Origin of the sequence: Pseudomonas sp. AL 58, assembly GCF_036348395.1 — a bacterium.
GTDB lineage: Bacteria > Pseudomonadota > Gammaproteobacteria > Pseudomonadales > Pseudomonadaceae > Aquipseudomonas > Aquipseudomonas defluvii.
In genome coordinates this window covers 51,545-78,454 of sequence record NZ_JAZBQR010000010.1, presented here as the reverse complement: position 1 = coordinate 78,454, position 26,910 = coordinate 51,545, and the positions used below count along the sequence as shown (strand labels likewise).

The 26,910-nt window shown below is 60.4% G+C and carries 24 protein-coding genes; 11 read left to right on the top strand and 13 right to left on the bottom strand.

Annotation, left to right across the window (positions count from 1 at the left end; translation table 11 throughout):
- Nucleotides 1-147 precede the first annotated feature (147 nt).
- Nucleotides 148-1,278: a polysaccharide deacetylase family protein gene (locus UIA24_RS12870; protein ID WP_330523007.1), complete on the bottom strand. Its 1,131-nt coding sequence runs from the start codon at nucleotides 1,276-1,278 to the stop codon at nucleotides 148-150.
- Between the two features lie 116 nt (nucleotides 1,279-1,394).
- Between UIA24_RS12870 and yaaA the strand changes: the two genes are divergently transcribed.
- From yaaA to UIA24_RS12855, 3 genes are all read left to right on the top strand, one after another.
- Nucleotides 1,395-2,174 (top strand): peroxide stress protein YaaA, encoded by a 780-nt coding sequence (yaaA, locus tag UIA24_RS12865; RefSeq protein WP_065758775.1) that lies wholly within the window; start codon nucleotides 1,395-1,397, stop codon nucleotides 2,172-2,174.
- An 87-nt stretch (nucleotides 2,175-2,261) separates the two neighbouring features.
- Nucleotides 2,262-2,726 (top strand): multidrug transporter, encoded by a 465-nt coding sequence (locus tag UIA24_RS12860; RefSeq protein ID WP_330523006.1) that lies wholly within the window; start codon nucleotides 2,262-2,264, stop codon nucleotides 2,724-2,726.
- 71 nt (nucleotides 2,727-2,797) lie between these two features.
- A complete protein-coding gene (locus UIA24_RS12855) occupies nucleotides 2,798-3,622 on the top strand; it encodes an SDR family oxidoreductase (RefSeq protein WP_330523005.1) in 825 nt (274 codons plus the stop codon).
- Nucleotides 3,623-3,657: 35 nt separating this feature from the next.
- Here the strand turns inward: UIA24_RS12855 and UIA24_RS12850 are convergent, their stop codons facing one another.
- From UIA24_RS12850 to UIA24_RS12835, 4 genes are read right to left on the bottom strand one after another with little or no spacing between them, the layout of a single operon-like run.
- Nucleotides 3,658-4,527 (bottom strand): efflux RND transporter periplasmic adaptor subunit, encoded by an 870-nt coding sequence (locus UIA24_RS12850; RefSeq protein ID WP_102052787.1) that lies wholly within the window; start codon nucleotides 4,525-4,527, stop codon nucleotides 3,658-3,660.
- 10 nt (nucleotides 4,528-4,537) lie between these two features.
- Nucleotides 4,538-4,738, bottom strand: a complete 201-nt coding sequence (locus tag UIA24_RS12845; RefSeq protein WP_065758779.1) for a DUF1656 domain-containing protein — start codon at nucleotides 4,736-4,738, stop codon at nucleotides 4,538-4,540.
- Nucleotides 4,728-6,914, bottom strand: coding sequence for an FUSC family protein (locus UIA24_RS12840; RefSeq protein WP_102052786.1), 2,187 nt, complete (start codon nucleotides 6,912-6,914; stop codon nucleotides 4,728-4,730). The genes UIA24_RS12845 and UIA24_RS12840 overlap by 11 nt, the downstream gene beginning before the upstream one ends.
- Nucleotides 6,911-8,437 carry an efflux transporter outer membrane subunit gene (locus UIA24_RS12835; RefSeq protein WP_099775748.1) on the bottom strand — a complete coding sequence of 509 codons (1,527 nt, stop codon included), beginning with the start codon at nucleotides 8,435-8,437 and terminating at the stop codon, nucleotides 6,911-6,913. The genes UIA24_RS12840 and UIA24_RS12835 overlap by 4 nt, the downstream gene beginning before the upstream one ends.
- 187 nt (nucleotides 8,438-8,624) lie before the next feature.
- Between UIA24_RS12835 and UIA24_RS12830 the strand changes: the two genes are divergently transcribed.
- Together UIA24_RS12830 and UIA24_RS12825 are read left to right on the top strand one after the other, a co-directional pair.
- Nucleotides 8,625-9,572 carry a LysR family transcriptional regulator gene (locus tag UIA24_RS12830; RefSeq protein WP_099775749.1) on the top strand — a complete coding sequence of 316 codons (948 nt, stop codon included), beginning with the start codon at nucleotides 8,625-8,627 and terminating at the stop codon, nucleotides 9,570-9,572.
- Nucleotides 9,573-9,656: 84 nt separating this feature from the next.
- Nucleotides 9,657-10,628, top strand: coding sequence for a 2-hydroxyacid dehydrogenase (locus tag UIA24_RS12825; protein ID WP_330523004.1), 972 nt, complete (start codon nucleotides 9,657-9,659; stop codon nucleotides 10,626-10,628).
- A gap of 4 nt (nucleotides 10,629-10,632) precedes the next feature.
- Here the strand turns inward: UIA24_RS12825 and UIA24_RS12820 are convergent, their stop codons facing one another.
- Nucleotides 10,633-11,538, bottom strand: coding sequence for a DMT family transporter (locus UIA24_RS12820; protein ID WP_330523003.1), 906 nt, complete (start codon nucleotides 11,536-11,538; stop codon nucleotides 10,633-10,635).
- Between the two features lie 135 nt (nucleotides 11,539-11,673).
- Here UIA24_RS12820 and UIA24_RS12815 point away from each other — a divergent pair, with 135 nt between their 5' ends.
- Nucleotides 11,674-12,549 (top strand): helix-turn-helix domain-containing protein, encoded by an 876-nt coding sequence (locus UIA24_RS12815; RefSeq protein ID WP_065758834.1) that lies wholly within the window; start codon nucleotides 11,674-11,676, stop codon nucleotides 12,547-12,549.
- Nucleotides 12,550-12,570: 21 nt separating this feature from the next.
- Here the strand turns inward: UIA24_RS12815 and UIA24_RS12810 are convergent, their stop codons facing one another.
- A complete protein-coding gene (locus UIA24_RS12810; RefSeq protein WP_330523002.1) occupies nucleotides 12,571-14,538 on the bottom strand; it encodes a ligand-gated channel protein in 1,968 nt (655 codons plus the stop codon).
- A 325-nt stretch (nucleotides 14,539-14,863) separates the two neighbouring features.
- On the opposite strand from UIA24_RS12810, the gene UIA24_RS12805 reads away from it, so the two are divergent.
- Nucleotides 14,864-15,268, top strand: a complete 405-nt coding sequence (locus tag UIA24_RS12805; protein WP_099775753.1) for an HPF/RaiA family ribosome-associated protein — start codon at nucleotides 14,864-14,866, stop codon at nucleotides 15,266-15,268.
- Between the two features lie 577 nt (nucleotides 15,269-15,845).
- Here UIA24_RS12805 and UIA24_RS12800 read toward each other — a convergent pair.
- Nucleotides 15,846-16,316 (bottom strand): phosphate-starvation-inducible protein PsiE, encoded by a 471-nt coding sequence (locus tag UIA24_RS12800; RefSeq protein ID WP_330523001.1) that lies wholly within the window; start codon nucleotides 16,314-16,316, stop codon nucleotides 15,846-15,848.
- Nucleotides 16,317-16,592: 276 nt separating this feature from the next.
- Between UIA24_RS12800 and UIA24_RS12795 the strand changes: the two genes are divergently transcribed.
- On the top strand, nucleotides 16,593-16,859 hold the full coding sequence (locus UIA24_RS12795; RefSeq protein ID WP_065758788.1) for a YebG family protein: 267 nt from the start codon (nucleotides 16,593-16,595) through the stop codon (nucleotides 16,857-16,859).
- 6 nt (nucleotides 16,860-16,865) lie between these two features.
- Here UIA24_RS12795 and UIA24_RS12790 read toward each other — a convergent pair whose 3' ends face one another.
- Nucleotides 16,866-17,885: a Leu/Phe/Val dehydrogenase gene (locus tag UIA24_RS12790; protein WP_099775754.1), complete on the bottom strand. Its 1,020-nt coding sequence runs from the start codon at nucleotides 17,883-17,885 to the stop codon at nucleotides 16,866-16,868.
- Nucleotides 17,886-18,004: 119 nt separating this feature from the next.
- Here UIA24_RS12790 and UIA24_RS12785 point away from each other — a divergent pair, with 119 nt between their 5' ends.
- Entirely contained in the window at nucleotides 18,005-18,811 is an 807-nt protein-coding gene (locus UIA24_RS12785) for a SirB1 family protein (RefSeq protein WP_099775755.1), read from the top strand.
- A gap of 18 nt (nucleotides 18,812-18,829) precedes the next feature.
- On the opposite strand, the gene maiA is transcribed toward UIA24_RS12785, so the two are convergent.
- The 3 genes from maiA to hmgA are packed head-to-tail and all read right to left on the bottom strand — an operon-like array spanning nucleotide 18,830 to nucleotide 22,069.
- Nucleotides 18,830-19,456: a maleylacetoacetate isomerase gene (gene maiA / locus UIA24_RS12780; protein ID WP_065758791.1), complete on the bottom strand. Its 627-nt coding sequence runs from the start codon at nucleotides 19,454-19,456 to the stop codon at nucleotides 18,830-18,832.
- A 15-nt stretch (nucleotides 19,457-19,471) separates the two neighbouring features.
- On the bottom strand, nucleotides 19,472-20,764 hold the full coding sequence (gene fahA / locus UIA24_RS12775) for a fumarylacetoacetase (RefSeq protein WP_330523000.1): 1,293 nt from the start codon (nucleotides 20,762-20,764) through the stop codon (nucleotides 19,472-19,474).
- Nucleotides 20,765-20,767: 3 nt separating this feature from the next.
- On the bottom strand, nucleotides 20,768-22,069 hold the full coding sequence (gene hmgA / locus UIA24_RS12770) for a homogentisate 1,2-dioxygenase (RefSeq protein ID WP_102052775.1): 1,302 nt from the start codon (nucleotides 22,067-22,069) through the stop codon (nucleotides 20,768-20,770).
- A 172-nt stretch (nucleotides 22,070-22,241) separates the two neighbouring features.
- On the opposite strand from hmgA, the gene UIA24_RS12765 reads away from it, so the two are divergent.
- Complete coding sequence (locus tag UIA24_RS12765; protein WP_065758794.1) at nucleotides 22,242-23,021, top strand: IclR family transcriptional regulator; 780 nt, start codon at nucleotides 22,242-22,244, stop codon at nucleotides 23,019-23,021.
- On the opposite strand, the gene UIA24_RS12760 is transcribed toward UIA24_RS12765, so the two are convergent.
- The gene (locus tag UIA24_RS12760; RefSeq protein ID WP_330522999.1) at nucleotides 22,993-25,764 is read right to left on the bottom strand and encodes a hypothetical protein; all 2,772 of its coding nucleotides are present in this window, start codon (nucleotides 25,762-25,764) and stop codon (nucleotides 22,993-22,995) included. The genes UIA24_RS12765 and UIA24_RS12760 overlap by 29 nt on opposite strands.
- Nucleotides 25,765-26,097: 333 nt before the next feature.
- Between UIA24_RS12760 and UIA24_RS12755 the strand changes: the two genes are divergently transcribed.
- Entirely contained in the window at nucleotides 26,098-26,316 is a 219-nt protein-coding gene (locus UIA24_RS12755; protein WP_125862918.1) for a hypothetical protein, read from the top strand.
- Nucleotides 26,317-26,910 lie beyond the last annotated feature (594 nt).

The following is a 26,910-nucleotide window of genomic DNA, read 5'->3' as shown; positions in this document are numbered from 1 at the left end:
CCCATGACGGTAAAAAGCGTTTTTACGCATTCTTGAAGTTTATTTTTCAAGAGGGCAAAAACCGCTTGGCGTAGCCCCCATGCACCGTTAAAGTCAAAAATCCAGTCGGCTCAACGGCTGCCTGCAATGTGCGCCCACGCACGCCCCTCAACGGCCTGCCGCGAAGTCCTTGCACCCCTCCCAACCGATTCCGCTCTGCGCCGTATGTTGCAGCAGCCAGGTCAGTGACGCCTGCGCCTTGGGCTGGGTGTCATGGAACCGGATCAAGCCCTTGCGCCACAGCAACATCAGGCTCAGCACCCGCTGTGCCGACTGTTCGGCATCCAGTGCGCTCTGGTCCTGAGCATCGATATCCCACAACACCACCTGCATGTGCTGGCTGCTGAAAAACGCCTGCGCGTCGGCACGACGCTGGCCATAGGGGGGGCGAAACAGCGCAACATACTGCTCGGGCAGATCGCTACTGACCCGTGCCTGACTGCGCAGAATAGAATCCTGCCAGTCCAGCCAATGGCTGTGAGAACGGTACTGCCAGCCTTGAATGCCCACGCACTGCCCGCGGTAAAGCGCCTGCAACGCGGCGACGGAGGTCTTGTCACGGCGTTTCTGCACACTGTCGCCGAGCACAAAGAACGTCGCTGACAGCTTCTGCCGACGCAAATAATCTGTCAGCGCATCACTGGCACCACCGGCCAGCGTAGGGCCACCCTCGAAGGTCAGCAGGAACATCCGGTCGTTCAGCTCGTCACCGTTACGCTCCAGGCTGGAGAAACGCTCGATCTCGCTGCTGGTCTGCGGAAACAACGCAGCCTTGCGCAGCAGTTCATCCAGGTAGCGCTCATGGAACATCCGGCTTGGCTCAACCCACGGGGCATAGAACGAGTCGGCGGCGACCTTGATCTGCCCGGCCTGAGCACGCAAATCCGCCAGGCTCTCAAGGGCATAACAGAACGAGGCGTCCTGCTCGCAGCTCTGTTGGGCCAGGTCATAGTTGCGCCACAACCGCTGCCACAGCCGCTCACGCAGGGCATTGACTGACAACAGGTTGATCTGCCGCAGGCCAAGACGCGCCGTCAGCTCGGCCTGATCCAGCGCCTCACTGTCATGCAGGGCTTTGGCGAACCCCAGAATCTCGGCACGCGAGGCGACATCGAACAGTGCCGGAGAATTGAGCTGTTCAGGCCAACTGCTGCGATCGTAGGTAGCAACCTCGGCAGCACCGGCCATGGCCGTCGACAGGCTCAACCATCCCGCCAGCAATAAAAGGGCAATGCGCAAGACAACACTCTCCGTTTTGATCGCCGGCACTATAACGCAGGGACTATCGTGCCCATAGCTGGAGATCGACCGCCCTGCCCCGTAGAATCCGCAGCACGATTGAAGGAGCCTATGACATGCTGACGGTGATTTCCCCCGCCAAGACCCTCGACTACGAAACCCCGCCGGTGACCCAGCGTTTCACCCTGCCGCAGTACCTGGACGACTCACAGGTGCTGATTGCTCAGTTGCGGGACTTCACCCCGGCTCAGATCGCAGCGTTGATGCACCTGTCCGACAAACTGGCGGGGCTCAACGCCGCACGCTTCGGCAGCTGGACGCCCGATTTCACGCCGGCCAATGCCAAGCAGGCACTGCTGGCCTTCAAGGGCGATGTCTACACCGGCCTCGACGCCGAAAGCCTTGGCGAAGACGACTTCAGCTACGCCCAGGACCACCTGCGCATGCTCTCGGGCCTGTATGGCCTGCTGCGCCCGCTCGACCTGATGCAGCCGTACCGGCTGGAGATGGGCACCAAGCTGGCCAACGCCCGCGGCAAGGACTTGTATGCCTTCTGGGGCACGCGCATCAGCGAATGGCTGAACCAGGCGCTGGCCGATCAAGGCGATGACCTGTTGCTCAACCTGGCCAGCAACGAGTACTTCAGCGCGGTCAAGCGCAGCGCGCTGAATGCCCGTGTGATCAACACCGAATTTCGCGACCAGAAAAACGGCCAGTACAAGATCATCAGTTTCTATGCCAAGAAAGCCCGAGGCCTGATGAGCCGCTTCGTCATCCAGGAACGCATCGACAATCCTGACCGGCTGAAGCAGTTCGATGTGCAGGGCTACTACTATAGTGCCGAGCAGTCCAAGCCGGACAACCTGGTGTTCCTGCGCGATCATCCGGTCGACTGAAGGCAATCGCCGGTAAGCCGCCCGCCGCTTGGTCGAGTGCCGTTTTATCGCTACGATGGTGATATCACGCACTCAAGGCAGCCCCCTATGCTTATCGGCGTCGTCCTGATCCTGTCCTGGCTGATCCTGCTGCTACGCTACCCAGCCAAGGCCCTGCCCATCTCCATGGCCGCGGTGTTCGGCCTCGGCCTGGTCGGCCTGTGGGTGCTCTGGCAGGACAACCGTGAGGCGGCTCAACTGGCACACCTGGACATGCGCCTGAACTACGCGCCCGAGCATTGCCCGGCCGACCGGCCGTTGCAGGTCAAACTGACCAACACCAACCCGCAACCCCTGGTGGAGCTGCGCTGGCGGATTGCCGCGTATGCCCCGGGCGATCAGGTCAATCTGGCGGAAAACACCTACTCGGCGCCGCGTTATCGCGGCCCGGGTGACCTGCAGGCCGGCGCCAGTTGGGAAGCCTGCTTGCCATTACCGCCGCTGCGCTCTGGCTATCGCCCGCAAACGCTGGAGTTTCGCGCCGAACACCTGCAGGGCCGCTTCGCGGATTGAGCCCTGGGGTACGCCTGCCCCCTGCTTGATGACGTATGATCCGAGGCTCATCTACCGCCAAGGATCGTCCTATGCCCACCGTTCTGATCACCGGATGCTCCAGCGGCATTGGTCTCGCCTTGGCCGAAGCGTTCCAGTCAGCAGGCTTCGAGGTCTGGGCCAGTGCGCGCAAACCCGAGGATGTCGCCCGCTTGCAGGCCATCGGGCTTACGGCACGGCAACTGGATGTCAATGATGAAGCCAGCCTTGCAACACTGGCGGCAGAGCTGGAGCAGCGCGGCAACGGCCTCGACGTGTTGATCAACAACGCCGGATACGGTGCCATGGGGCCGCTGCTCGACGGCGGCGTCGAGGCGATACGTCGCCAGTTTGAAACCAACGTATTCGCCTTGGTCGGCGTAACCCGCGACTTGTTTCCGGCACTGCGACGAGCACGTGGCCTGGTGGTGAACATTGGCAGCGTCTCGGGTGTGCTGGTTACGCCGTTCGCCGGCGCCTACTGCGCCTCCAAAGCGGCCGTGCATGCCTTGAGCGACGCCCTGCGCCTGGAGCTGGCGCCCTTCGGTATACGGGTGATGGAAGTGCAGCCTGGTGCAATTGCTTCCAGCTTTGCCAGCAATGCCGAGCGCGAAGCCGAACAGTTGTTGCACGAAGAATCGCCGTGGTGGCCGCTGCGCGAAGGCATTCGCGCCCGCGCCCGTGCCTCGCAGGACAAACCGACCCCCACCAGTGAGTTTGCCCAAGGCCTGCTGAAGGCAGTGCAGCAAGCAAAGCCCGCACCCTTGGTGCGCCTGGGCAATGGCAGCCGCGCACTCCCCCTGCTACAGGCATTGCTACCCCATGGGCTGCAGCAGTGGGTGCTGAAAAAACGCTTTGGTCTCAACCGCAGCCTCTGAACCCGTCAGGGCATTCGGCGCGCGGCCAACGCAAGTCATTGCGCCTCGGATTTACCCTGTTTGACCACCACAGTGCAGGTGGTACCAGCCGCCAGCAGGAAGCCTTCCGGTACTTCGTCGATGTGGATACGTACCGGTACCCGTTGAGCCAGGCGAACCCAGTTGAACGTCGGGTTGACGTCGGCGATCAACTCGCGGCTTTCCGGGTTGTCACGGTCGTAGATACCCCGCGAAATACTCTCCACATGCCCCTTGAGCACTTCACCACTCATCATCTGCAAGTCAGCCTGGTCACCGACACGCACATGCGGCAACTTGGTTTCCTCGAAGAAGCCGTAGACCCAGAAGGAGTTCTTGTCGACCACGGCCATTTTCGCCTCACCGGTACGCGCATAGTCACCGCGATGAACGTTGAGGTTGGTGACGTAACCGTCGACAGTGGCCAGGATCCGCGTGCGCTTGAGGTTCAGCTCGGCGGCCGCCAGTTGCGCCTGGGCATGCTGGTAATCAGCCATGGCCGAGTTGGCGATGTTGCTGGCGTCATCACGGTTTTCCTTGGAGATCACCAGGTTGTCCATGTCGGCCCGGCGGCTGGCATTGACCTTGCGCATCTCCCAGGTGGCCTTGCGCGAAGCGACGAGCGCTTGGGCCTGCTTGACTGCCAACTCGTAGTGCTCAGGGTCGATCTGCATCAACAGATCGCCCTTCTTTACCAGTTGGTTGTCACGCACCGGCACATCGACCACATAACCGGGTACGTCGGCGGCAACGTTGATGATGTCGGCACGCACCCGCCCATCGCGGGTCCAGGGCGTGTTCATGTACTGGACCCAGAGCTGCCGGCCGATCACCACGGCGGCGGCCAGTACAAGCAGGGTGGCGATCAGGCTGAAAAACTTTTTCATCAACAAGGTCTCAACGGTAGACAGTCAGCGCCATGGCGCCAAAAAGGCAGATGAACAGGCACAAGCGCAGCAACGCCGGGTGCCAGAAAAAGCGGTAGCCGTCGTAGCCGGCGATAAAGCGATCCAGGCCCCACGCCAGCAGGGCAGCGATCAGGAACATCAAGGTCATGGTGGGCATGTAAATGCCATGGAAGGCAATTTCACGGGGCATCGGGCAGTCCTTTCACCGGAGCCAGTTCGGCCAGCGGCGATTGCGGGTCAAGCAGGGAAGTACGGATGAAATGCAGGTAACTCTGCACCCGGCGCAAGGCCGACGTGTCGAAGTGCCGGGCAAACGGCTCATCGGTTGCCTGGACACGGCTGATGGCATGGTCCACCGCCACCAGTGCGCGTTCATGGTTGCTCGCCGAAGGCTGCAGGAACAATCGCGCCAGCGCTCGGCCCATCACCCTGATCGCCTGGCGCCAGGGTTGCGACTCGGCATAACACGGATGCACCGGCAGAACGGCCTGCTCCTTGCGCAACTCGATGATCGAATGACCCACCTCCAGCACCACGAACATCCAGCGCAGCAGCGAGCTCTGCACCAGTGGCTTGCCGGCCGCCAGACCGTAGGCCTGGTGCAGCAGGTCACGGGTACGGCTCTCGAACGCCGAGCCCAGGCCGCGCAGGCGCCCGGTAATCGCAAACAGCACCTGGCCACGCAGGTCCTGCTCCAGTCGGCTCCACAACCAGCGGCTGTTCGGCGGCAGGATGATCGCCCCGGCCGCAGCGCAGACCAACATGCCGATCACCATGGCGATGTAGTCGTTGATGAAGTTGTAGGGGTTGTAGACCGTCATGTTGTCCGGTACTGAACCGGTGGAAAAGAAGATCAACAGGCCCACCCCGACCCCGAAATAGGCGGGGCGAGACGAGAGGAACGCACCGAGGATGTACACCGGTGCCAGTACCATGCAGAGCAACGGGAAACCATCAATCCAGGGGTACACGAAGAACATTTCGAAGAAGCCGATCAAGGCTCCCAGCAAGGTGCCGCATGCCATCTGGAACGACATTCGCTTGGGGTTCGGCGTGGCCGCCGACAGGCCCACGGTAGCTGCCGCGATCAGGGTCATCATCGCCCCGCTGGGCCAGGCCGTGATGATCCAGTAGCTGCCCAGCACCAGCAGGATGAACGAAGCACGTACGCCTGCAGCAAGCGAGACCAGCCAGTTGGTCTGGGCCACATACGGCTCATCCCACTGCTCACGTGCATGGCTGTGATCAGCCAAGGACGCGTGGGTCAGGGCATAGCTGTGCATATCGTCGACAAAACGGTAGAGCAGTTCGTAGGCGGTATGGAAGTCGAGCAGGTCGGCGTCGCTTGGCGAGCTCTCGACAAAGGCCGCGCGCAAACTGCGCACCCGCTCCGGCAAACCCTCCTTGTAGATCGCCAGTTGCTGGGCCAGGCGCGCCGCGTCGGCGTCGGTCAGGCCGCGCCCGGCGTAACCGTCGAGCAGTTCGGCGAGCGCGTTCAGGCCGGGTTCGATGGCCGTGACGATCTGCAATGGCCCGCGCAGACGCAAGCGCTCAAGCAACTGGTGCAGGGCGTTGAAACGCGTGGTGATGGCCATGAACTCACTGTTCAAGCGGCCCAGGCGACCACTGCGCCGGCGCATGTGCGGGTCTTCAAAGGCGGTGACGCTACGCAGGCTTTCCAGGCCCACCGCTTCGGCGATGAAACGCACGTTGCTGCTCTCGAAACGCTCGCGCTGGCTTTCGCCACGCAAACCTTCGGCAACGAACCCGGCAAACACCCCAAAACGCTGGTACAGGGCGTTGCGCATCGAGGCACTGGCCGATTGCGGCAGGATCGCCGCACTGACCAGGGTCGACACCAGAATACCCAAGGAAATTTCCAGCACCCGCCACACCGCCGCCATGAAAGCGCCGTCGGGGTTGGCCAGTGCCGGCAGGCCAACCATCGCAGCGGTGTAACCGGCCAGCACAAAACCATAAGAACGGAAGGTCCGATAACGCATGGCACCCGCCGAGCAGATACCCACCCACACGGCCAGGCTCGGCAGAAACAGCTCGGTGTTCTGCGGGAAGATGGCAATCAACGCCACCATCATCGACGATCCGGCCAACGTGCCCAGGAAGCGATAAAAACTCTTGGCAAACACATGGCCGCTCTGCGGCTGCATGACGATGAACACCGTGATCATCGCCGTACGCGGCTGCGGCAGCTCCAGGCGCATGGCCAGCCACAGGGTGAGGAACGCAGCGCACAGGACCTTGAAGATGTAGACCCAGGTTACCCCGTCGCTACGCGCCCATTCAAAGAACCCACGGCGCCACTCCAGCGACGCCAGCCAGCGAAACGGAAAGGTCACGGCATTCATTCGGCGTGGCTCGGTTTGTCGAAGATCGCCAAGGTTTTAGGGGTCTTCGGTGCGGCCTGGCGGTCTTCGTCCGGTACGTCGTTACCCGCTCCCAGACCACCACCCAGTGCCGTCACCAGCTCGGCATGGGCCATCAGGCGCGCCGCCTGGACCTGCTGCTGGATCTGCTGCTGGCGGAACAGCAGGGTTTGCGCGTTCAGCACATTGAGGTAGTCGGTCAGGCCACGCTGGAACGCCACCATGGCGATGTCATAGGTCTTCTGCGCCGAGGCCACCGACTCTGCGGCAAAATGCTGCTGCTCGTTCATCGACTCGCGGCGAATCAACTGATCAGAGATCCCCTTGAGCGCTTCGACCACGGTCTGGTTGTAACGGGCCACCGCGATGTCGTAACCCGCCGAAGCCACACCCAGTTGCGAACGCAGACGGCCACCATCAAACACCGGCAGGCTGATGGCCGGCCCGATGTTGTAGTTGAATTTCTTCCCGGTGAGGAACTCCATGGCCCCGCCACCGGTAGCCATGTAACCCAGGCTGCCGACCAGGTCGACGTTAGGGAAGAAACCGGCATGGGCGACATCAATGCCACGGGCCTGTGCGGCGACCTGCCAGCGGCTGGCAACCACGTCCGGACGCTGACCAACCAGCTCCGCCGGCAAGGCCGATGGCAGCTTGAGTGCAGCATTGAGCGACAAGGTAGGACGCTGCAGTTGTGCGCCCTCGCCCGGCCCTTTGCCTGCCAGCGCGGCCAACTGGTTACGCGCCAGGGCAATTTCTTCATGCAGCGCGTCCAGCTGACGGTGGGTTTCCGGCAGTGGCGTCTGCGCCTGGCTGACTTCGAAGTGAGTGCCGATGCCACCGGCCAAACGTCGTTCGGCCAGGGCCAGGATCTGCTCCTGCTGTTCCAGGGTGGCCTTGACGATGTCGTACTGGGCGAAGTACAGCGACAACTGGATGTACACCCGCACAATGTTGTTCTGCAGCTCAAGCTGGGCCTGGCGGGCCTGCGCAGCACTCATGTGGGCCATGTCCACGGCCTGCTCGCTGGCATTGCGCTCGCGGCCCCAGAGGTCCAGCGCGTAGCTGAAGCCCAACGCCGCGTTGTTGTCCCAGGTGTTGCTGCCCGACAAGGCGCCAGGTCCATAGAACTGGTCTTCCGGCCAGTTATGACGCTTGATCGTCGAGACCCCGTTGACCTGCAGTTTCTCGGCCGACTCGATGATACCCGCCATGGACTTGGCTTCACGGACACGTGCAGCCGCCATGGCCATGGTAGGGCTGTCCTTGACGGCCAGGGCGATCCAGCGGTCGAGCTGCGGGTCACCATAGGCATGCCACCATTGCTGGTCGGGCCAATGGGCATCGCGAGCGGCCTCGCGGATCGCCTCGTCGGTGGTCAGGGTATTGGCTTGCAGCGTCTTGCTTTCCGGGGCAATGCCCCAGGTTCCGATACAGCCGCTCAAGGTCAAGCTAAAGGCACAGACACTGAGCGCATTCAACGCTCTGATGATGCGACGCGGCACAGCTGCGAATTCCCGACATAGAAGGTGGATGACGCTTGGAGAACGCAATTCTAGGGGGCGACAGCACTGGCGATAAGCGTGTATTACTGCGAATCTTTGTTACGAAAACGGTGATAATCCGGCTTTAGTCTGAAGACCAACACTGTAACTTCGTGTCACAATTTGTCGTCTACTTTGAGAGCGACCCATGGACACCCTGCAAAATATGCGTGCATTCAGTTGTGTGGCCCAGGTTGGCAGTTTTACTGCCGCTGCCGTTCAACTGGATACGACCACCGCGAACGTCTCGCGGGCGGTTTCCAACCTAGAAGCGCACCTGCAAACACGTCTTCTCAACCGCACCACCCGGCGAATCGCCCTGACCGAAGCCGGCAAGCGCTACCTGATGCGCTGCGAGCAGATCCTCACTTATGTCGAGGAAGCCGAAGCCGAGGCCAGCGATGCCCACTCTCGACCGGCTGGCCAGTTGAAAGTGCACTCGATGACAGGCGTAGGGCAGCACTTCGTCATTGATGCCATCTCCCGCTACCGCGAGACCCACCCGGACGTCACCTTTGACCTGACGATGGCCAACCGCGTGCCGGACCTGCTGGATGAAGGCTATGACGTGTCCATCGTACTGGCCAGCGAGCTGCCGGACTCAGGCTTTGTCTCGCAGCGCCTGGGGATTACCTACAGCATTTGCTGTGCCTCGCCGGACTACGTGAAACGCAAAGGTGGCGCGCAAAAGCCCTCCGACCTGCTCGGTCACTCTTGCCTGCGCATGGTCAGCCCGGTGATTCCACTGGAAAAGTGGCTGTTCGACGGCCCTGAAGGCCAGGAAGTGGTCAACATCACCCAGGCGCCATTCCAGGTAAACTCGGCCGACGCCATGAAAACCGCCATCCGCAGCGGCATGGGCATTGGTGTGCTGCCGATTTACTCGGCAATCGACGGCCTTCGTGATGGCTCGCTGGTACGGGTGATGCCTGACTACCGTCTGCAGGAACTGAACCTGTACGCGATCTACCCGTCGCGCCAGTACCTGGATGCCAAGATCAAGACCTGGGTCGAGTACCTGCGCAGCTCGCTGCCGGAAATCCTCGCGGCCCACGAAGCCGACCTGAAGACCCACCAGCTGCGCATCGCGACGTAAAACCTGCTGCACGATCGGGGTCGAGAATGATAGCGTGCTACCCAATAGCCGCTTCATTCTTGACCGCCAGCAGAGATTTCACCGATGAAAAAGACTGTCCTTGCCTTCAGCCGCATCACCCCGCCGATGGTCGAGCGCCTGCAGCAGACGTTCAACGTGATTGTGCCGAACCCCAAGCTCGGCGATATCAGCGCACAGTTCAACGAAGCACTGCCCGAGGCCCACGGTCTGATCGGCGCCGGGCGCAAGCTGGGCGAGGCACAACTGGCAACCGCAGCCAAGCTTGAGGTGGTCTCCAGTGTTTCGGTAGGTTATGACAACTATGACCTGGCCTACTTCAACCAACGCGGCATCGCCCTGACCAACACCCCCGATGTGCTGACCGAGAGCACCGCTGACCTGGGCTTTGCCCTGATCATGGGGGCTGCCCGCCGGGTGGCCGAACTGGACGCCTGGACCAAGGCCGGGCAATGGCAGGCCACCGTGGGCCCGGCACACTTTGGCAGCGATGTCTTCGGCAAAACCCTCGGTATCGTCGGCATGGGCAACATTGGTGCCGCCATCGCCCGCCGTGGTCGCCTGGGCTTCAACATGCCCGTGCTGTACAGCGGCAACAGCCGCAAACCGGCACTGGAGCAGGAACTCGGCGCACAATACTGCAGCCTGGAACACCTGCTGGCCGAAGCCGACTTCGTCTGCCTGGTCGTACCGCTCACAACCCAGACACAGCACCTGATCGGCCAGCGTGAGCTGCAACTGATGAAGCCCAGTGCCTTCCTGATCAACGTCTCCCGTGGCCCCGTGGTAGACGAAGCGGCACTGGTTCAAGCCCTGCAGAACGGCACCATTCGCGGCGCCGGCCTGGACGTTTATGAGAAGGAACCGCTGAGCGAGTCGCCGCTGTTCCAGCTCAAGAATGCCGTTACCCTGCCCCATGTCGGCTCGGCTACTGCCGAAACCCGCGAAGCCATGGCCAACCGCGCCATCGACAACCTGTGCAGCGCCTTGAACGGCGAACGCCCACGTGACCTGGTCAATCCGCAGGTCTGGAAGTAAGCAACTACAGGCGCTGAGCCAGGGTGCCCAAGGGCACCCGAGGCTTGGGCTTGCGGAATACCAGCACGTTGCCGAGCATCACCAGCAACAGGCCGAACAACGCCGGCGGCGTCCATTGATAGCCTTCGACGAACGCCGAAACGTTCAGCGCCACCAGCGGGAACAGTACCGTGCAGTACGCAGCACGCTCCGGTCCCATGCGCCCGACCAGGGTCAGGTAAGCGGTAAAGCCAATCACCGAGCCCGGAATCACCAGGTACAGCAGCGAGCCGATGTAACGCGTGTTCCATTCCATCGCGAAGGGAATGCCGCTGATCAGGCAATACACTGCCAGCATCGTGGCCCCGTAGAACATGCCCCACGCGTTGGTGGTCATCGGTTTCAGGCCGGCTTTCTGCTGCAGGCTGGAGAGCATGTTGCCCGCCGAGAAGCACAAGGTGCCGAGCAAGGCGAGCGCCAGGCCGATCAGGGTTTCACGGCTGGCGGCATGCCCCGACAGCTCTGGCCAGAACAACAGCGCCAACCCTAACAACCCCAGCGCACCACCGCCCATGACATTGGCCGCGATCCGCTGCCCGAAGAACACCCGGGCATTGAGCGCGTTCCACAAGGTCGCCGTGGAGAACACCACGGCAATCAGGCCGCTGGGAATCCACTGGCTGGCCGTCAGGAAGCACATGAAGTTCACGCAGAACAGGCACAGCCCCTGCGCCAGACAAAGGCCATGAGCCCGCCGGTTCATCGGTTGCAAACGGCGGCTGAGCAGCAGAATGGCGAACAGCAGCAAGGCGGCCAAGGCAAAGCGGTAGACAATCGATACCGGGATCGCGACCACGCCCAGTTGCAGTTTCAGGGCAATCCAGGTGGTGCCCCAGATCACAACGGTCAACAGGTACAAGAACAGGTTCATGACAAAGCTCCTCTGAACTGAGGTGCAGTGTCTGCCCAGAGCACTGGGCCGGGCTTGCACAAACTTGCGCTTTTCCATCGCCACCTGCTGTGTGCTGTGGTGGACAGCGGTAGGATGGCCACAGAGGTAACCACCATGACACCGCTGGACACCCTGCAAGTCTTCAACGCCCTGCATGATTCACCCAACACCCGCCTGGAACACAGCGCGCAACTGGGTGACGGCATGGTAGCGGCCTTGTGGAACAATCAAGACGACGCCCGCGATTATCAGGCGCCCAGCCATCACACCCTGTCGTGCTATATAGACGGCGGCACGGGCACGTTTCGCCGCGAACGGCCCTCTGCCAAGGGAGGCCCGGACAAGCTGTGCATTCTTCCAGCCGGGCATGACTCGAACTGGGTGATCAACGGCAAGATCCGCCTGGTACACCTGTACATCACCCAGGAACAATTCGCCCTGGAGTGCGTGCGCCTGTTGGACCGTGAGCCGCGAGAGCTGCAACTGCAAGAGAACACCTTTCTGGATGATCCCGAGCAGGCCCGACGCTTTCGCCAACTGATCGCCCTGGACTGGGACGAACCTGCCGAGCGCCTGCTGACCAGCAGCCTGGCCCATGAACTGGTCAGCCATGCCCTGCTCAACCAGGTCGGCTTGCGCCAGGGGGTAAGGCTCAAAGGTGGCCTGGCGCCGCACCAACGCCGGCAGTTGGCCGACTTTATCGAGCAGCACCTCGACCAGCCGATCAGCCTGGGTGAGCTGGCCACCCTGTGCAACCTGTCCGAGTACCACTTCGCACGCATGTTCCGCACCAGCTTTGGGCTGCCACCGCACCAGTACCTGCTGGCCCGGCGCCTGGCCAAGGCACGCCAACTGCTACGTTTCAGTGACCTGCCCATGCTCCAGGTGGCCCTCCTCTGCGGCTTTGCCAGCGCCAGCCACTTCAGTAACCGCTTCCGTCAGGCCCTCGGCGCAACACCGGGCGAGTACCGTCAAGCACTGCGCAGCTAACCCCGTTTCGTTGCCCTTCGGTCAGAACGACAGGTCCATACCGACGGTGTAGCGACGCCCGTCCAGAACCGTTTGATACTCGGCGTAATCCACTTCCTTGTTGAAAATGTTGTACACACCCGCCAGCAGCTTGAGGTTCTTGGTCACCTTGTAGGTGCCGCCAACATCGACAAAGGTGTAGGACGGCGTGCCGTCAGACATCGTGGTACGCCCCAGATAGTCGGAGGTCTTGCCTCGGTAGTTCAGGCGCGTCCAAGTGCCCAACTGATCGGTGTTCTGCCAGTCCAGAGTGGCGTTGAACATGTGCCGGGGCATCTGGTTCAACGCCTTGCCCTTGAGCGCCCCGCTCTTCTGCTCGGAATCGGTGAAGGTGTAGTTGGTCGCCAATGTCAGGCGCTGGGTAATGGCCCAGTCCAGGGTGGCCTCGACGCCACGCATCTGCGCCTCATCGACGTTCACCCGATCACTGATGAACTTGTACGAAGTACCAGCGATCTGGCACTGCCCAGACGCATTGCCCGTGCTGTCGGTGCAACGACGCTGCTCGGTGATCTTGTCCTTGAAGTCGGTGTTGAACACGGTCAAGCCGGTCGAGAAGCCCTCCAGGTTGTCCCAGATGAAACCGATCTCCTGGCTGACGCTTTCCTCCGGCTTCAGTGCCGAATTACCGACGATAATCGCCGGATCGCCACCACCGCCGGTGATCTGGCCCCAATCGTCAACAGCTGCACGGATGTCCGGCGAACGGTAGCCAGTGGACACACCACCCTTGATCGTCCACTGCTCGGTCGGGTGATACACCCCATACAGGCGTGGCGACCAATGCGTGCCGTAGTTCTCGTCACGGTCCATGCGCAAGCCGCCGGTCAGGGCGAACTGATCGGTCAGACGCCACTCGTCTTCGGCGAACAACGCCCAGGACCAGCGGGTAAGCTGGTTGAGGGTAGCCGCCGAGGCAAGCTGGTTGCCTTGATCGCTCAGGTCTTCGTACTTGTACTGACCGCCGAAGGTCGTGGTGTGCGAGTCGCTGTAGAACGACGCCTGGGAGTTGAGCACCGTGTTCTCCAGCTCCATCTTGCGGCCGGGGTTCTCGATTTTCTCCCGCTGCAGGTAGCTGTCGGTGGTGACGCTTTCCCAGCGGCCCGAGTGGCTCACAGAGAAATGCGTACGGTCGTAATCGTTCTGTGAGGAAGAAGAGCGCGCCGAGCGGCCCAGGGTGGCATTGCGTTCCTGTTCGGATTTTCCGGCTTCAACGGTGATGTCGTTGTTCGTGTCCGGGGTGAACGACAGTTTGGCCGTGGCACTGTCGGTACTCTGCTCATTGAAGCCGTTGACGATGTGGTCCTCGTCACGGCGTGAGCGCTGCCCGTACAACTGCAGGCCCACCAGGTTCTCCACCAAAGGCCCGGAAATGAACGCGCTGGTGCTGGAGTAGTCCCCGGAATCGGAGCGGTCCTGGAACGTCGTCTCGGTGCGAACGCCGCCATACCACTGTGGCGTGACCTTGCGCGTGATGATGTTGATCACACCGCCCATGGCGTCGGAACCGTACAGCGACGACATTGGCCCACGCACCACCTCGATTCGCTCGATAGCTTCCAGCGGTGGCATCCAGCCCTGCTCGATCCCGGCACCATCACTGTTGGGACGCGTAGCGCGCGAGTCCTGGCGTTTGCCATCTACCAACATCAAGGTGTATTTCGAGGCCATGCCACGAATACTGATGTCACTGGAACTGCCACCACCAGTTACCACCACACCTGGCACATCACGCAGCGCATCGGTGACATCACGGTAGGACTTGTTCTCGATCTGCTCACGGGAAATGACCGAAATCGACGCCGGGGCATCCTTGATCTGCTGGGAAAAACCGGAGGCGGTCACCACCATGTTGTCCAACTCCAGAGGCTGGCTCTGGGCCGAAGCCTGGGCGGTATAAAGCGAACACAAGGCGAGTGCAAGGCAGGACTTGGTGAAGCTGGGGGACATGGTGAACCTCTCCCTGGAAATGTAAATTCTACGTAAATAGAAACTGGGGGCGAATGATATTTATTCTCACCACCGAGTAAAGCGCCTTTACGCTTTTTTACACTTTCAGTAACAATCCACCCAGCACGCCAGCGATGAGGCCTCTTGATCCAGAGCAAGCCCGCAGCCCTTCCAACGGCTGCTTTTTGCGACAAGATATTTTTCTTTCAAAAGGGCTTGAATTGTTTCGCCAACTGCCTGACCTTGTAGTCAAGAGGCGATGACTGCCACGGTCCATACCGGCATCATCGATTCTCTTGCGAGCTAGCTGAATAAGGATTGATCTATGCAAGTCCATGTCAATAGCGACAACCATATTCAAAGCAGCATCCGGCTGGAACAGTGGGTCCGCAGCACCGTCGAACAACAGCTCGACCGCTTCGAAGAGGACCTCACACGCATCGAAGTTCATCTGGGGGACGAAAACGGTACCAAGCCCGGCCCACACGACAAACGTTGCCAGATGGAGGCTCGCCCCAAAGGCCACCAACCGATCTCCGTAACCCACAAGGCCGCTTCGCTTGAGCAGGCGGTGGACGGTGCAGCCGAGAAGCTCAACCACGCGCTGGAACACTTCTACGGAAAACTGCGCAGTAAACGTGCAGTGTCTCAGCAAAGCGCCGAAAGCGAACACACCGATCAGTTGCTACAGGAAGACTTCGAGGAAAATCAGCAAGCCCTCAATAGCTGAAGACGGCTAACCCCAGGTTGCTGACGAACCCCCGCTTTTTAGCGGGGGTTCTTTTTTTAGCCAACGAAATTCTGGCGCTGATCCCTGTGGGAGCGGGTCTTGCCCGCGATGCAAACGCCGCGCACTCACGGACACCGCGCCGAGGCCATCGCAGGCAAGCCTGCTCCAACAGCGAATGCAACCTGTAGGAGCCGGGCTTGCCCGCGATGCAGACGCCGCGCACTCACGGTCACCGCGCCGAGGCCATCGCAGACAAGCCAGCTCCAACAGAAAATGCAACCTGTAGGCGCCGGGCTTGCCCGCGATGCAGTCGCCGCGCACTCACTGGCACAACGCCGACGCCATCGCAGGCAAGCCAGCTCCAACAGAGAATGCAACCTGTAGGAGCCGGGCTTGCCCGCGATGCAAACGCCGCGCACTCACGGACACCCCGTCGACGCCATCGCAGGCAAGCCTGCTCCAACAGAAAATGCAACCTGTAGGAGCCGGGCTTGCCCGCGATGCAAACGTCGCGTACTCACGGACACCCCACCGGCGCCATCGCAGGCAAGCCAGCTCCAACATAAACCGAGCGGCCCTATTTGGCCTCTTCGATGTCCTTACCGCTGGCGTTAATTGCCCTGCTCGAGGGGTAGCGGGACGAGGCGAAGCGCACCACCAGGATCGAGAACGACAGCAGCAGGATACCGCCGCACACATACAACAGGCCTACGTCGGGTGCCTTGTGGTGTGATACATCGCCGATCAGCAGACGGGTCAAGGCGGTGATCGCCACATACAACAGGAAGCGGATTGGCATGTGGTTGGTCTTGAAATAGATACCGACCATCGCCCCCAATTCCAGGTAGATGAACAACAGCAGGATGTCATCGACACTGACACCGCCCTTGCCCAGCATCTCCAGGAAGGTCACTACAGCGGCGTACGCAGTGATCGCACCGATACCGAACAACGCCAGGTAATGGAAGGCCTCAACGCACAAGTTACCCAGTGAGTCGGCAGAGCCATGCAGGCTTTTTCGCAGTTTGTCAGCCCAATTGTTATTCACGGTACAGATTCCTTGATACGGCTTGAAGGAGAATGCGGCAAGTACATGACGCTTTATCTGCATGCAGTAAAAAGGCCAGGCACTGGGTTTGAGAAGGCGGCAGATTGCCGCAAGGCACGTGCGCGTGCACCCGTTCAATGCGACCGGGGGCTAAAGACCGAGGCAGGGGCTGCAAAAATGCCACTATTCAAAGCCGAGGGATTGCCTTATCCTCTCTACTGTACAAAAATACAGTATTCGTATTGTTCAATTATCGAAAGGCATGTGAGGTGATGAATGGCCGTCGAAGTGGTGTACCGCAGCAGCCGAGACCTGGAGCGCTTGTTCATGGATAAAGCCGAAGCAGACCGTCACGACAAGATGCTCGAGCTGGCTGAACTGCTGGCCGAAGTGCTGAAGAAAGCCGTGCCGTCACTGAGTGAACAGCAGGTTGAGGACGCCGGTATCTACATGGCGAAAAACCGCGACGTCTTCGCCAAAGCCTTCAAGAGCCAACCCGACGCGCTCAGCGAACTGCTGGGTGACGAAAGCCCTGCCGAGTAACCCAACTCAAGGGTATAGCAGCCGCTCGGCCAGGGTTTGCGCAACGCGCGCTGGCGAGCGCTTCTCTGCCTGGGCATGGGCAAAGACCTCTGTCAGCCGCGACGGAATGCGCGCCAGGTGTTCGGTAATGGTCGGCAACTCTTCACCTTGGTGCTTGAGCGCTACATAAATCAGGCCGCCTGAGTTGATGATGTAATCCGGTGCGTACAGGATGCCGCGGTTTTCCAACTGATCGGCCACCTGCAGGGTGGTCAGTTGGTTGTTCGCCGACCCTGCAACGGCAGCGCAACGAAGCTGCATTACACTCTGCCCTGTAAGAATCGAACCCAAACCGCAAGGCGCAAAGATATCGCATGGGGTACTGATCAGCGCCTCAGACGCAATCGGATGGGCATTGAACTGCTCCATCGCCAATTGCACCCGCCCAGGATCATGATCGCTGACCAGCAGTTCTGCGCCCGCCGCATGCAACTGCTCCGCCAAGGCGAAGCCCACATTACCCAACCCTTGCACCGCCACGCGCAAACCTTCCAGGTTGTCGCTGCCCAAGCGCGCCATTGAAGTCGCACGGATACCGGCAAACACGCCCATGGCCGAATACGGCGAGGGATCACCTGACGCCGTGGTGCTCGTGACATGCTGTGTTGTTTGCGCAATGCAGTCCATGTCCAACGTCGACGTACCGCTGTCGATAGCCGTGATGTACCGCCCCTCGAGAGAATCGACAAAACGCCCGAAAGCCTCAAACAGCGCGGCTCGGTTTTCTACATGCGGGTTTCGAATGATCACCGCTTTGCCCCCACCCAGCGGCAAGCCGGCCAATGCAGCCTTGTAACTCATGCCCTGAGCCAGACGAATGGCGTCGATCATCGCACTGTCATCGTCGGGGTAGGCCAGGTAGCGACACCCGCCCATGGCGGGGCCACGCTGCTCACTGTGGATAGCAATCACGGCCTTGAGCCCGGTCGGAGGATCGATACACAGGTGCAGCGAGTGGGTGCGCGTGCTTTGCATCAGCGAAAACATCGACAAGCTCCCGAATTGCTGGGTGCTGATGCAAGTATAGGCACGCTCCGGGCAACTGATAGCGCTACTGGACGAAAGCCACGCAGGGGGCTAAAAAATAAGCGTAAGCGGAGACTTTCATGAACCCACGCAAAGCCTGTCTGGCCTGCCTCGAACGTGACCCTGTCGCGCTGTTTGAAGCGGGGTTGTGGATCGCCGCCGAGCATGACCCCGGCGTGCAACCTGCCGACTGCCTGGCGCAGGTGCAAACGCTGCAACGCGAGGTCAGTGTTGGCCTGCCCATGTTGTCTGTGAACGAACTGGCCCAGCCTCTGCTGCGGCAGCTCTGCGCGTTGGGGTTTCAGCAGGATGAGTATTACCCCTTGCGCCCTCAGGCAGCCTTGCTGGACAAGGTGCTGCTGCGCCGTCGCGGCCAGCCGCTGGCCTTGGCACTGTTGAGCCTCGAACTGGCCCGCAGCTTGTCCATTCCACTGGAGGGGGTGAACTTTCCGGGATACTTCCTGCTGCGAGTACCGGGCGCCGACCACCTGCTCGACCCGTGTGGTGGACGTCGCCTGTACCCTGCCGACTGTCGCGAACTGCTCGGCCGGCAGTTCGGCCCGCAAATGACCTTGAGCGCAGAACACCTGCTGACCGCCAGCCCACGCCAGATGCTGCAACGCCTTTCACGCAACCTGCGGCAATTGCACACCACCCATGACGACGACCTGGCAGCACTGAAAGATGCTGAACGGGTCGTCGAACTAGGGTCAGCCAATGCCAGTGACTATCTGGCAAGGGCCACGCTCTACCAGCGACTGGATTGCCCACAGGCCGAACGTTTCGACCTGGAGCATGCCTTGTTGCTCAGCGAAGACCCGATCCAGCGTTTACGCCTGACCGAGCGCCTGAGCCACCTGCCCCCCAAAGCGACATCGATTCATTGAACCTAATCACCTGCCGCGTCATGGGGTATCCGGTTGGTTAGACGGGTGTGCCTGAATGAACGCCGGGTGTTGCGCGGCCAGCGCCGCTACCCGATTGATGCGAGGATAAGCGCCGAGATCGATGCTGAACCGCTGCGCGGCATACAACTGGGGAATCAAGTAGACATCCGCCAAGCCCGGTTGTGCGCCGAAGCAGTAGCCACTGTCACCGATCAACTGCTCAACCGCCGCCAGCCCTTGGCTGATCCAGTGGGCGATCCACTGGTTGACCTGCGTTTCGTCATGCCCTAGCTGACGCAGTTGGTTGAGCACACTGACATTGTGCAACGGGTGGATGTCACAACCAATCAGCGCCGCCACCCCACGCACTTGAGCGCGTTGCTCAAGTGCAGCAGGCAGCAGTGCCGGCTGTGGATAACGTTCTTCCAGATACTCGATGATCGCCGGCGACTGTACCAGCAACGCCCCCGAGTCGACCCTCAGGGCCGGTACACGGCCCTGAGGATTGAGCGCCAGAAACGCAGGCTCACGCTGCTCGCCTTTGAGCAGGTTGACCGGCAGGGACTGGAAATCCAGCCCCTTGAGCGCCAGGGCAATCCGTACCCGGTACGACGACGTCGAACGAAAGTAGGTATAGAGTTCCATGCCCTGCCCTCTTTTTTAGTGTGCTGGCAGGATCTTGCCGCGGCACTCACCAAAACCGATGCTGGCAACACCGTCGCGGATGCAACGGGCGCGCAGGATGATCTCGTCACCGTCTTCAAGGAAGCGGCGCACTTCGCCGGATGCCAGCTCGATCGGCTCCTTGCCGCCCTGGGTGATCTCCAGCAGGCTGCCGAACTGGCCGGGTTTAGCGCCCGACAGGGTGCCAGAACCGAACAGGTCGCCCGATTGCAGCTGGCAACCGTTGACACTGTGGTGCGCGACCATCTGCGCCACGGTCCAGTACATGCTCAAGGTGTTGCTCAGGGTCAGGCGATGGGCCGGCAGGTTCTGCTCACGCATGCGCTCGGTCACCAGCAGCACTTCCAGCTCGATGTCGAAGGCGCCCAGCGCCTGATCGCGCTTGTCGAGCAGGTAAGGCAGTGGCTGCGGGTCGCCTTCCGGGCGTGCCGGTTGGGCGCAACGGAACGGCTCCAGCGCTTCGGCCGTCACCACCCACGGCGAAACCGTAGAGATGAAGCTCTTGGACAGGAACGGGCCCAGTGGCTGGTATTCCCACGCCTGGATGTCACGCGCCGACCAGTCGTTGAGCAGGCAGAAGCCGGCGATATGCTCAGCCGCTTCGGCCACCGGAATGGCCTCGCCCAACGCGTTGCCCTGGCCGATCCAGATGCCCAGCTCCAGCTCGTAATCAAGCCGTGCGCAAGGGCCGAAGGTCGGCTCGCTCTGCCCGGCAGGCAGGGTTTGGCCCTTCGGCCGACGGACATCCGTACCCGACGGACGAATGGTCGAAGCACGGCCGTGATAACCAATCGGCACATACTTGTAGTTCGGCAACAAAGGGTTGTCCGGACGGAACAGTTTGCCAACGTTCTTGGCGTGTTCGATGCCTACGTAGAAGTCGGTGTAATCGCCAATCCGGGCAGGCAGGTGCAACTGGCACTCAGCAGCCGGATACAGCAGTGGTCGCAGTGCGGCCTGGTGCTCGCTGTGTTCACCCAACAGCGCCAGCAGACGCTCGCGCAGGGCAACCCGGGCACCACGGCCCAATGCGAAGAACGCATTCAGCGCACCGCCACGGGTAGCCTCGACAGCAACACGGGCTTGGCCCTCGAACAGGCCAGCGGCCAGAGCGCCTTCCAGGTCGAGGATGGCATCGCCAATGGCAACACCACAGCGTGGCGCCTGGTCGTTACGGCTGAAGATACCCAGGGGCAGGTTCTGCAGCGGGAAATCGCTATGCCCGTTGGCGTGATCGACCCAACTACGGGCAATGGCGGACTGATTCATGGGTTATCTCCGATTCGGGGTGAAGGTGCTCGGCAACGATGCCCAGCAACTATCGTAGTCGGCCTGCAATTGCGGGCATTCCAGTGCATGGCGCGTCGGTCTCAGCATCTGGCTGGTCTCGAACATGAAGGCCATGGTGTTATCGATCTTGTTCGGTGCCAGGTCAGCGGCAATCGCCTTGGCACAGGTTTCAGCATCCGGGCCATGGGCGCTCATGCAGCTGTGCAGCGACGCACCGCCAGGCAGGAAACCTTCGGCCTTGGCGTCGTAAGCCCCCTGGATCAGGCCCATGAACTCGTTCATCAGGTTGCGGTGGAACCATGGTGGACGGAAGGTGTTCTCGGCCACCATCCAGCGTGGTGGAAAAATCACGAAATCGATGTTGGCCATGCCCGGCACGCTGGTCGGCGAGGTCAGTACGGTGAAAATCGATGGGTCCGGGTGGTCGAAGCTGACGGTGCCAATGGTGTTGAAACGGCGCAGGTCGTACTTGTACGGCACGTTGTTGCCATGCCACGCCACCACATCCAGCGGCGAATGCTGCAACACACAGCCCCACAGCTCACCCAGGAACTTCTGCACCAACGGCACAGGGCCCTGGTGCTCTTCGTAATGGGCCACCGGCGCCAGGAAATCACGCGGGTTGGCCAGGCCGTTACTGCCAATCGGGCCAAGGTCCGGGATACGCAGCGGCGCACCGTGGTTCTCGGCGATGTAGCCGCGCGCGGTACCGTCGAGCAGTTCGACACGGAACTTCAAGCCACGCGGCAGCACGGCGATTTCCAGTGGTTCGACCTCCAGCACACCCAGCTCGGTGGCGATACGCAGGCGGCCCTGCTCCGGCACCAGCAACAGTTCGCCGTCGGCGTTGAAGAACACGCGCTCCATCGAGCGATTGGCGCAATAGCTGTAGACGCTCACACCCGCTGGCTTGTCAGCAGCCGAGTTGGCCGCCATGGCGACCCAGCCGTCGATGAAATCGGTCGGCTCGGCGGGGATATCCAGCGGGTTCCAGCGCAGCCGGTTTGGCGTCACCGCGCCCAATGGGCCACCGGCCAGCTGACGCTCCAGGCGCTCGAACGCCGGATGCAGGGCCGACGGCCGGATACGGTACATCCAGGTGCGGCGCAGTTCACTGCGGGTCATGGTGAACGCGGTGCCGGAGAACAGTTCGGCGTACAGCCCGTACGGGGCCTTTTGCGGAGAGTTTTGCCCGATGGGCAGGGCGCCCGGCAATGCTTCGCTGGCGAATTCGTTACCGAAACCGCTCTGGTAGCTGAGTGAGGACGTGGAATCGAGGTTCATCGAGACTCCTGGCCATGAGGCCGGTTACGGGCAGTTGGCTGCGAACCGACCAGGCGGTGACAGCACGTCTGCATTATTTTTATCGTAATCACATTACGCATAACGTAATTTGATTGCCAAAGTCCGTCAAGCTATAAAGACGCCCTCCTGTCTCTCCCGGATCGAATGCCCCATGGCCAAAGCCAGCTCCACCGCCGATAGCACCGGCAAACAGAAGGTTCGCTCGGCAGAGGTCGGCACCGACATCCTCAAGGCCCTGGCTGAACTGTCGCCCGCCACGTCGCTGTCACGCCTGGCCGAACACGTTCAAATGCCCGCAAGCAAGGTTCACCGCTACCTGCAGGCGTTGATCGCCAGCGGTTTTGCCGAACAGAACCCGGCGACCAACCACTATGGGCTGGGCCGTGAAGCGCTGCGCATCGGCCTGGCCGCACTGGGTGGCATCGATGTATTGAAGGTCGGCGCAATGCCGCTGTCGCAATTACGTGATGAGCTTAATGAAAGCTGCTTTTTGGCCGTATGGGGCAATAAGGGCCCAACCGTGGTCAGCATTGAGCCGGCCGTGCGTGCTGTAACCGTGGTCACGCAGATCGGCTCGGTACTGCCGCTGCTCAGCTCATCCACCGGGCTGGTGTTCGGGGCCTACCTGCCGGAGCGCGAAACCCTCGAGCTACGTGATCAGGAACTGGCGGCCCTGAAGCAGACCGCCAGTGAGTACGACGCCTTGTTTGCACAAATCCGTGAACGTGGCCTGCACCATATCCACGGCCTGCTGATGCCGGGCGTCGATGCGCTGTCAGCCCCCGTGTTCAATGCGGTCGGCAAGATCGCGGCGGTTATCACCGTGGTCGGCCCGACCTCGATCTTTCATGCCGATGAACAGGGGCCAGCCGCTCAACGGCTGCTGGCCACTGCAAAAACCATTAGCTGGCGAATGGGGCATGACCTTTAGGGAGCGCCTGCGCGCTGGCTTCCAGGTCACCAAGGAACAGCGTCAGCTCTTCCTTGAACACCTTGTAGGTCGGGGTCGCGGCCTTGGGGGCGACGGGTGCTACGAGCTCCTTGCACAAGTTTTTGAGCAACTCCACCTGGGCAGAGCTCGGCCCACTCGACAACTTGGAAAGGGCAGCAAGCAAGCGCCCCCATCCCCCTACCATCGAGAACACCCCCAACCCTGACAACGCAAAGGAAACCAGCGCTGAAGCCCGGTCACCATCACGGTAGGCCAGCGCCCCCTTCGTGAATGCTCGCAACGTAGTAAAGGCCGATATCGCCATTGACGCCGGTGGAAACGGCATCGAAAGAATGGACGCGGTACTGAGCACCACCTCAAACAACAACCGCGATATCCGCTCGGCAACGCTGGTCGTGTCATGATCGACATCGTCGATGATGCGCAGCGTCATGGCATCGAACTCATCACCAAGATCACTGATCCGGGTGTACTCACCGTAGGCACTGACGATCAGATCGGTGGGGTCACCCGCGCGCGCGATATCGTTAATCAAGGTACCGATGATCCGCTGATCCTTGATCGCCACTCGGCGATAGAAGTAATCACCGAGGCCATACGCCTTCCATTGACTGATCAGGTCTTCCCGACTGCGCAACCAGCGGCCATCAGGGGCATCCGGGGTGTACAGCAGGTCGTCCGCGGCCTTGCCCTGCATGTGCCGGAGAATATAGACACCTTCGATACGCTGGCCGCGCAAGGCAAGCTGGTACACACCGTCCTTTTGGTAGGTTCTGTCGCCACCCACCACGGGCGGTTCGAGTTCCAGCAGCGATTCGACCGTCGCCTTCATCCAGCGGCGCTGCGCTGACGAAAGGTTCCCCTGCAACACTTCGCAGAGCGCGGTCCGCGTGATCTGCAGGCGCAACAAGTGGCCATGCGATGCGCGATACAGGCCGTATTTCGCATCGGTCTTCACCAGTGTCTGCTTGGCCTGCGCGATATAGCGCTCCCCCAACTTTGCCGAACGTATGTAGCTCGCCACACGTCGACGATCAAGCCTCGACAGATCCTGCCCGCGGGTTGAGGCGAACCTGGCGAACTCCTCGAAATTGAAACTGCTGTCGTATCCGCTTATCACCACTTGAGTCAACGTCATCTCGGCGCCCGCCTCAAGTGTTACCAACACCGTGTCAGGGTCTACCCAGCCACCCGTTGAGTTCGAACCGAGCAACGTGTTGAGCCATTGCCCGACTTCATGGTGGGCAAAGCTTCGGAAATGGGGAAGGCTGTAGTGTTTTTCATATTCCTGCCCAAGTGCCTGCAACATGAAGTCCAGGTTGCTCAGTGCCTGACGGTCGTTGGGGGTAGCATCGCGGTACCATTGCGGCGTGACGGCCTGCAGCTCATCCAGCAGACCCTCCACTTTCATTGAGGCAATCTTGGACAGCGCGTCGCTCCATGTGCTTGCCTCCCAAGGCTTCAGCACCATGCTGTTACGTATCCAATGCGTGGTGGAGCGATGCTGTTGCTCAAGATGGCGCCTGAAGCCGGACCGCTCTGCAAAGGCAACCTGGCCGACCAGATAATCACAGCCTGGCGCTGTAGCTGACCACCCAGCCATGGCGTCGCTCAGATGATGCACAGCGTCAAACACCCTGACATCACCCCCTGGCGCACCCGGCGCGTAAACGATATAGCGCCAGTCATCACCCTGGGGATAACGCACATAGAAAAGATCCTTCAGTACCACCCCTTGCTCATTGAGCAACACACATCCCACCTCGACACCCAGCGACGCCAACGAGCCGTTGTGCTGACCAAGACGTTCAAACACCTCAAATGCCGTTGGGTCCATGCCCTGATAACGCGCACTCAGAAACGACAACGACAAGCGCGCCTGCAGGGCGTCGGCCATCGCAGCTGTTCCCTCCTCTGTCAGGTAAAGGGCTCGCACGGCATCGATGTAACCCATGCGCAGATTCAGCTCGGCAATCATCGCAGCAATGAACTGCGCCGAGAGGTCTGGCCCCTGGACAACCTGCACAACGACCTGAGCCTCTTGCCCTTGATAGCCTCCCGAGAGCACCCATTGGCCAAGGCTCAATTGCCGGCTGCCGGTTTGTACATGGCCATCGAGGTCTATTGAGTACGCGACATTGAGCACAACCTGCTCAGCGTCAATGGTCAGCCCCAGATGCTTTTGCACATATGCCTGGATTTGCAGGCGGGCATAATCCTCATGGCTGGCATGCCCCTCAAGCAACGTATCTACACGCAGTTGGGCATCTTCGAGCGTTTTTTCACGCTGCTCATAAGCGACTTTTTCGTCACCGACCAGAAACCGCAACCAGTCTGGTTGACGGGAAACACGGTACTGCCTGAGGCGATCGGCATGACGCGCCTGAAGCGTTGAAACCAGTACGCGCTGCTGCTCCATCGCAGCCAGCGCTTCCCACACCTGAGGTGCAGGCTGCGAGTGAGCACGTGCGTTCTGCAGGATGTCGAGAAACCACTGTCGCTGAGTACGCTGCAGATCTGCAACGTGTTGTTTGAACACGTCTTCAGCAAAAGGCTGCTCGACAACCGTGAGCGTCTGCCCATGAAGCAGGGCCTGTTGCGCAGGCGCCAAGTGCTGTAACAGTGGTTGACGCGTTTCAGTTTTTTGCAGGCGCCACGTCACGTCACCCAGCAGCGACTGAAGATCACCATACAGCCCCAGCCCATCCCAGGTGCTGTACAAACACACCACCGTGTCGGCGGGATGCTCGGCAAAATCACCTGATACGAAGGCCTGCGAAAGTGGAATGGCCTGCCCGCTATCGTCAAGCAGCGAAAGTGTCCTGAGCGTCGCATCAGCATTAAAGATGCTCTCCTCCAACTGCTTGCAACGGGCGGCCCTTTCAGGTCGCCCCTTGGCCCATAAATGAATATCGAGAAAGAACAGATAGGCCAGCAGTTGGTGAAGCCTGTTTGGGCCAAACGCTTCATCGGGGCTTAACGCACCCGCCCAAAAATCTTGAAGTTGCTCCAACCATGTATCAGCCCACTGGGGAAGCAGTTCGCCAAGCACCTGATGAATAAGGTTTACATCGGCATCGATGGGCTGAGTTGCACCCGCCGCGAAAAGCTGCGGGCCCATTTGCTCAAGCGACAGTGCCTGCTGATCAATCATGGCCTGCAGCGCAAGGTCGATCAGCGGTACGCCCTGTTGAACCCGCAAGGCCTGAAGATCAACATCGCAACCCAACGCAGCCATTCGCACCTGAAACTGTTGACGTATGACCTGCGCTAAAGAAGGGGCCGTGCTTAAAACTGACTGTATCTTCAATACGGTATTGGTCATTTCAAGTAGAAGTTCTTGCACACTGAAGTTCTCCAGTCGTTCAGTGGACAATGTAAACGGTGTAGAGGTATTCATTCGCCATCCTTGTGAATGTGGTTATTAGCGGCCAAGAAACTACCCACAAGAACGTGCAAACCCAAGAGGAGAAAGTGCCTGAAAAGTATCAAAATTAATCAGAACTAATGGATCCAATTAATGCGCCCAGTACTTAAAAATGTTTTCCTTCAGCGCGCTTTTTTACAACCCACTTACTGCCTGTTTTCTGACATAAAAAAACACCCGCAAACAAAACACCAACACGCCGTCTTGCCTGCGGTGAAAGTGCTGCATAACCTAAAACTATTACAGCCTGCGTAAAAGAGAATGTCAGAAACCACTATTTTTCCTGAAAGATCAGCGCCTTATTCTAAGCCCACCTGCCCAGTAGAGCCGCTCAACAAGCAACTCCTGGCAGGCTTGTAGGCTTACTCAATAGCGGAGTACCTACCCAGTTCACCGACGTTGATTTTGAAGCTCCTTGATCTACGTCTTACTTGGCCGCTG

Bases quoted from the DNA above. Each gene is read 5' to 3' on its own strand.
- yaaA (WP_065758775.1), top strand. From the start codon at position 1,395: ATGCTGACGGTGATTTCCCCCGCCAAGACCCTCGACTACGAAACCCCG.
- UIA24_RS12860 (WP_330523006.1), top strand. From the start codon at position 2,262: ATGCTTATCGGCGTCGTCCTGATCCTGTCCTGGCTGATCCTGCTGCTA.
- UIA24_RS12855 (WP_330523005.1), top strand. From the start codon at position 2,798: ATGCCCACCGTTCTGATCACCGGATGCTCCAGCGGCATTGGTCTCGCC.
- UIA24_RS12850 (WP_102052787.1), bottom strand. From the start codon at position 4,527: ATGAAAAAGTTTTTCAGCCTGATCGCCACCCTGCTTGTACTGGCCGCC.
- UIA24_RS12845 (WP_065758779.1), bottom strand. From the start codon at position 4,738: ATGCCCCGTGAAATTGCCTTCCATGGCATTTACATGCCCACCATGACC.
- UIA24_RS12840 (WP_102052786.1), bottom strand. From the start codon at position 6,914: ATGAATGCCGTGACCTTTCCGTTTCGCTGGCTGGCGTCGCTGGAGTGG.
- UIA24_RS12830 (WP_099775749.1), top strand. From the start codon at position 8,625: ATGGACACCCTGCAAAATATGCGTGCATTCAGTTGTGTGGCCCAGGTT.
- UIA24_RS12825 (WP_330523004.1), top strand. From the start codon at position 9,657: ATGAAAAAGACTGTCCTTGCCTTCAGCCGCATCACCCCGCCGATGGTC.
- UIA24_RS12820 (WP_330523003.1), bottom strand. From the start codon at position 11,538: ATGAACCTGTTCTTGTACCTGTTGACCGTTGTGATCTGGGGCACCACC.
- UIA24_RS12815 (WP_065758834.1), top strand. From the start codon at position 11,674: ATGACACCGCTGGACACCCTGCAAGTCTTCAACGCCCTGCATGATTCA.
- UIA24_RS12810 (WP_330523002.1), bottom strand. From the start codon at position 14,538: ATGTCCCCCAGCTTCACCAAGTCCTGCCTTGCACTCGCCTTGTGTTCG.
- UIA24_RS12805 (WP_099775753.1), top strand. From the start codon at position 14,864: ATGCAAGTCCATGTCAATAGCGACAACCATATTCAAAGCAGCATCCGG.
- UIA24_RS12795 (WP_065758788.1), top strand. From the start codon at position 16,593: ATGGCCGTCGAAGTGGTGTACCGCAGCAGCCGAGACCTGGAGCGCTTG.
- UIA24_RS12790 (WP_099775754.1), bottom strand. From the start codon at position 17,885: ATGTTTTCGCTGATGCAAAGCACGCGCACCCACTCGCTGCACCTGTGT.
- UIA24_RS12785 (WP_099775755.1), top strand. From the start codon at position 18,005: ATGAACCCACGCAAAGCCTGTCTGGCCTGCCTCGAACGTGACCCTGTC.
- maiA (WP_065758791.1), bottom strand. From the start codon at position 19,456: ATGGAACTCTATACCTACTTTCGTTCGACGTCGTCGTACCGGGTACGG.
- fahA (WP_330523000.1), bottom strand. From the start codon at position 20,764: ATGAATCAGTCCGCCATTGCCCGTAGTTGGGTCGATCACGCCAACGGG.
- hmgA (WP_102052775.1), bottom strand. From the start codon at position 22,069: ATGAACCTCGATTCCACGTCCTCACTCAGCTACCAGAGCGGTTTCGGT.
- UIA24_RS12765 (WP_065758794.1), top strand. From the start codon at position 22,242: ATGGCCAAAGCCAGCTCCACCGCCGATAGCACCGGCAAACAGAAGGTT.
- UIA24_RS12755 (WP_125862918.1), top strand. From the start codon at position 26,098: ATGAATAAGGTTTACATCGGCATCGATGGGCTGAGTTGCACCCGCCGC.